At 64.5% G+C, this 4,058-nt stretch carries 8 protein-coding genes; 2 read left to right on the top strand and 6 right to left on the bottom strand.

From position 1 onward, the window contains the following. Positions 1-138: 138 nt before the first annotated feature. Genes ACFWPJ_RS26505 through ACFWPJ_RS26520 form a run of 4 tightly spaced genes read right to left on the bottom strand, consistent with a single transcriptional unit; the run spans position 139 to position 1,131 of the window. The gene (locus tag ACFWPJ_RS26505) at positions 139-546 is read right to left on the bottom strand and encodes a hypothetical protein (RefSeq protein WP_378855250.1); all 408 of its coding nucleotides are present in this window, start codon (positions 544-546) and stop codon (positions 139-141) included. Next, entirely contained in the window at positions 543-692 is a 150-nt protein-coding gene (locus tag ACFWPJ_RS26510; RefSeq protein ID WP_378855252.1) for a hypothetical protein, read from the bottom strand. The genes ACFWPJ_RS26505 and ACFWPJ_RS26510 overlap by 4 nt, the downstream gene beginning before the upstream one ends. After that, entirely contained in the window at positions 692-964 is a 273-nt protein-coding gene (locus ACFWPJ_RS26515) for a hypothetical protein (RefSeq protein WP_378855254.1), read from the bottom strand. Before ACFWPJ_RS26515 ends, ACFWPJ_RS26510 begins: the two co-directional genes overlap by 1 nt. Further along, positions 961-1,131, bottom strand: a complete 171-nt coding sequence (locus ACFWPJ_RS26520; protein ID WP_378855256.1) for a helix-turn-helix domain-containing protein — start codon at positions 1,129-1,131, stop codon at positions 961-963. Before ACFWPJ_RS26520 ends, ACFWPJ_RS26515 begins: the two co-directional genes overlap by 4 nt. A gap of 180 nt (positions 1,132-1,311) precedes the next feature. On the opposite strand from ACFWPJ_RS26520, the gene ACFWPJ_RS26525 reads away from it, so the two are divergent. Together ACFWPJ_RS26525 and ACFWPJ_RS26530 are read left to right on the top strand one after the other, a co-directional pair. Next, on the top strand, positions 1,312-2,079 hold the full coding sequence (locus ACFWPJ_RS26525; protein ID WP_378855258.1) for a helix-turn-helix domain-containing protein: 768 nt from the start codon (positions 1,312-1,314) through the stop codon (positions 2,077-2,079). Beyond that, positions 2,054-2,521, top strand: coding sequence for an NUDIX hydrolase (locus ACFWPJ_RS26530; RefSeq protein WP_378855260.1), 468 nt, complete (start codon positions 2,054-2,056; stop codon positions 2,519-2,521). The genes ACFWPJ_RS26525 and ACFWPJ_RS26530 overlap by 26 nt, the downstream gene beginning before the upstream one ends. On the opposite strand, the gene ACFWPJ_RS26535 is transcribed toward ACFWPJ_RS26530, so the two are convergent. After that, positions 2,514-3,062, bottom strand: a complete 549-nt coding sequence (locus ACFWPJ_RS26535) for an HD domain-containing protein (protein ID WP_378855262.1) — start codon at positions 3,060-3,062, stop codon at positions 2,514-2,516. The two genes, ACFWPJ_RS26530 and ACFWPJ_RS26535, sit on opposite strands and share 8 nt — an antisense overlap. Before the next feature lie 56 nt (positions 3,063-3,118). Then, a partial coding sequence (locus tag ACFWPJ_RS26540; protein WP_378855264.1) for a tyrosine-type recombinase/integrase occupies positions 3,119-4,058 on the bottom strand: 940 nt, incomplete at its 5' end.

Consider the following 4,058-nt stretch of genomic DNA (forward strand, 5'->3'; position numbering starts at 1 on the left):
GAAGGTAGTTCAGCGGCGCGTACACCGCACCGACACCGGTGAACTCCGCACCACCCATCGACTGGAACGCGCTGCGGCCGATCTGGTCACGATCGTCGGCGTGACCGCGATACTTCGGCGCGCCACTCCCCCGCCCGTTCATCGCTCGGCACCGTCCCACTCGGCGGTCCTGTCCATGGCGGCCGTGATCGCGTTGCCCGCCGTGCGCATCGTGTCGTCACGCTCCGGCTGCGGATATTCGCGGATCTTCGCCGCGCTCTCGTTCGCGATCGACAACCACTCGGAAACCGATTTACATGCACGTGCGGCGTATTCGAGGCGGTCCTTCGCAGACTCGACATTCACGCTGCCGTAGGTGCGCGACAACCACGGAGATTCAGGGTGGGGCTCGTCGAATCGGTCGGCGTAAGGCTCCAACGCGGCGTAGCGGGCGCTCAGGGCGGCCATCCGACGGCGCAAGATTTCGTGCTGGCGGATGATCGAGTCCAACTCGTCGTGCATGTCGACCGGGTCGTTGATCGACTCGCGGGCAGGTTCGACGTTCATCGCCGCACCCCCGCCCGCTTCGACGAACGCCACAGCCATACCGCACCGACGACCATCAGGACGAACCCGAGGACATCCGGCGCGACCAGAACCATGTAACCGATCGACAAAACGGCGACCGCCGTCATCACCGTCCGGGCGCGCATCACCCTTCACCAGCCTTCGCACGCTTCGTACGGCGGCGGCGGGACTGCGCCGACTTCAACGCCAGCCGGGTGTAGTGCGCCTTGCGGGCCTGCCCCGAACGGTAGGCGCGCTCCTCAGGACTCAGCAGTCCGTCGGGATCGACGATGCGATCGAACTTGCTCTCCATCGCACTACGCGCTTTTGCGGTGCGGGCCGCACGATCCGGGGTGCGGGCCCAAGACTCGTGGGCTGCGATGCGCGCCTGCAACGTCCGCTCGCTCGGCGTGCTCATGCCACACCGCCAGCGGTCAGCTCTGCCGGGCGCACCAGCGCGAGCAGTTCGGAGCGTTCGACACGGAGCAGACGTCCGTTGATCCGGTACCCCGCGATGTCACCAGCCGCGATCCAGTTCCGGATCGTCTTCGAGTCGACGTCTATCAGCGCAGCAGCCGTCTTCAAGCTGATCAGATTTCGCGACTCAGATGCGGATTTATCCACGTTCCATCTCCTGTCAAAGTGGGAAAGTTCCTGTCTTTCACCACTTTTCGGGAAATCGCCGGACTACTTCACCGCATAGCTGGACGCACGAGGACGTCCGACGTAAAGTTAAGACGTCCCTAGACGTCCCCTGGAGGAATCATGGCGAACGAGCGACTTCGCGAGGCGCTGCTGCGCAACGGTCTCGACATTTCCGACGTCGCCGAACGCGCGGGCGTGGAGCCGAAGACCGTCGAGCGGTGGATCACCAAGGGCCGAGTGCCATACCCGCGCCACCGGCACACCGTCGCATCGCTCGTCAGGGAGACCGAGAACTACCTGTGGCCAGACGCGGTGACCGCCGAAAGGCGTGCCGAGGTGAGCGAGTCCGAGGTGATCACGGTGTTCCCGCACCGGAATGACATCCCGTCTGATCTGTGGCGGCGGCTGCTGGCGTCCGCGACGGAACGGCTCGACATTCTCGTACTCGCAGGACTGTTCCTCGCCGAAGAGCCTGAGTTCACCAAAGCGGTCCGAAAGCGCACCAAGGAAGGACTGCAGGTGCGGATGATCTTCGGCCGTCCGACCGCACCTGAGGCGGACAAGCGAAGCGCGGAGGAACGTCTGGCATCAGGCACTGTCGGCGCCCGCATCAGCAACGCGCTGGCGCTGGTGCGGCACCTGGGCGATATCGACGGTGTGGAGCTGCGCTACCACGACACCACCCTGTACAACTCGATCTTCCGATTCGACGACGAGATGATCGTCAACATGCATGCCTACGGCCTCCCCGGCGCGCACGCTCCGGCGATGCACCTCCGCCAACTGCCCGCGGGCGACCTGTTCGACACGTACATGACTAGTTTTGAGTACGTGTGGGCAACCGCGACGGAGGACGAGGGCAATGGGACGAACGGACTACTTCCATGACCCGGCAGCACCGCGGCCGAACGCTATCAAGGTGGCGGTCAGCGCGGTGGTGCTAGACGACGCCGGCCGAATCTTGATGATTCGGCGGACGGACAACGACCTGTACGCCATCCCAGGAGGAGGGCTAGAGGCTGGTGAAACCGTCAGTGAGGCGGTAGCGCGTGAGGTGCTCGAGGAGACCGGGATCAGCGTGGAGGTCACCGACCTCGTCGGGGTCTTCTCCAACCCCGAGCACGTCATCGCCTACGACGATGGCGAGGTCCGGCAGGAGTTCTCCATCTGCTTCCGCGCGCGACCTATCGGCGGTTCGCTGCGCACCAGCGACGAGTCCAAAGAGGTCCTGTGGGTCGCGCCCGCCGAGGTCAAGTCGCTCAACGTCCATCCATCGATCAAATTGCGTATAACGCGTGGGCTCGAGGCAGCGACGCCGTACTTCACCTGACGTCGACTCCCGCGAGGCGCGCAGTCGCCTCCGTACGCTCAACGGCGGCGAGCAGCTGCGGCGCCGACTCTGCAACCGATGCCGCCACGACGTGGTCGGGGCCGTACCGAGCAAGGACCTCGGCAATCCTGCTCTGGGCGTCTGTGGGCTCGCCTGTCGGCGTTGTGGTCATGTCCGCCCACCACAGCGCATCTCGTAGCGGCGTCTCCTCGTCCTCCCAGCGAATCGGAACGCCGCGGTGACGCGCTTCGACACACGCACAGGAGTGATTCGCGACTAGCGCACACAGCCTGTGCGATGCACCCTCGGCGTGCAGGAACTCGGCGCCGTCGACCGGATGGAAACCTGTCGTCGCCAGCTCGGCGCTGTACCCGATGTCGTGGAGCCATGCCACGGCTACGAGCAACTTCGGATCGTCCACAGTGTCGGCTACAGATGCCGCCCGCCGCGCCACGCCCTCGACATGACGGAGTCGGCGAGGCAACGCCCGAAGCTGCTCGCGGGCGACCCGCTCGGCCCATGCGACGAGATCGTCAGTCATGGTATTCACGGTATCGCCAGAACATGACGACGTGCACAGGTGAGGAAGACCGCGCCCTATAGTTGGTCGCCGAGCCGAGCCCTGCGGTGCGCGGCCTTCGCACGCTCGTCGGCCACCGACTTGCCGTACCGATCGAGCATCTGTCGGGATCGCCAACCAGCCAGCATCATCAGATCCTGCTCTTGTCCGCCGTTGGCGAGCCAGTTGTGCGCGAACCAGTGACGAAGCATGTGCGGATGAATGTGTCCGATGCCGGCGGCTGCTGCACGACGCTCGAGCATCTGGCGGATACCGTGATCTGTCATCGGACCCAATCTTCCGAGCCACAGTGCAGGCTGGTCGTTGATCGCCTTCGGGTGCTGGGCACGAACTCTTAGGTACCTGCGGAGCGCGGTACGGGTCTTGTCGCCGAATGGCGAGGAACGTGGACGTCGGCCCTTGCCGAGCACCAGGACGGTGTTCTCCGCGAAGTCGAGGTCGTCGAGGCCCAGAGCTGCGACCTCGCCGCAGCGACACCCAGTGTCCGCGAAGAGCCGAATGATCGCGTTGTCCCGGCGGTCATCGAAGCTGGTTCCCGAGCAGCCATCGAGCAGAGCACGCAGGGAGTCCGCGTTGGGAACCGGCACGATCTTGTCCGGCGCGTCCGGAAGCGAAAGACGATCGAACGGGTCCGCCGCGATGATCTCCTCGGCGAACAAGTACTTGAAGAACTGCTGCAAGCTACGGTACTGACTGCGCGCATACTGCGGCGAAAGCGGTTGTCCGTTACGGGAATTCGGCCGCGTCAATAGGTTCTCGATATAGCCGCCGATGATGTCTCTGGTGATGGCCGGCGCGCTCGTCGGCAGCGACATCTCGACTAGGTAGGCCGCGAAGTAGTCGATGTGGGTCGCGTAGCCGTCGATCGTTCGCTTGCTGCGGTTCTTCCGGCGCAGCTCCGTGGTGAAGTCGTCCTTCAGCTCACGTATGTCGTCAAGATCAATGCCTCCCATGGGC

The organism is Nocardia sp. NPDC058497, from assembly GCF_042720195.1.
Classification (GTDB): Bacteria; Actinomycetota; Actinomycetes; order Mycobacteriales; family Mycobacteriaceae; genus Nocardia.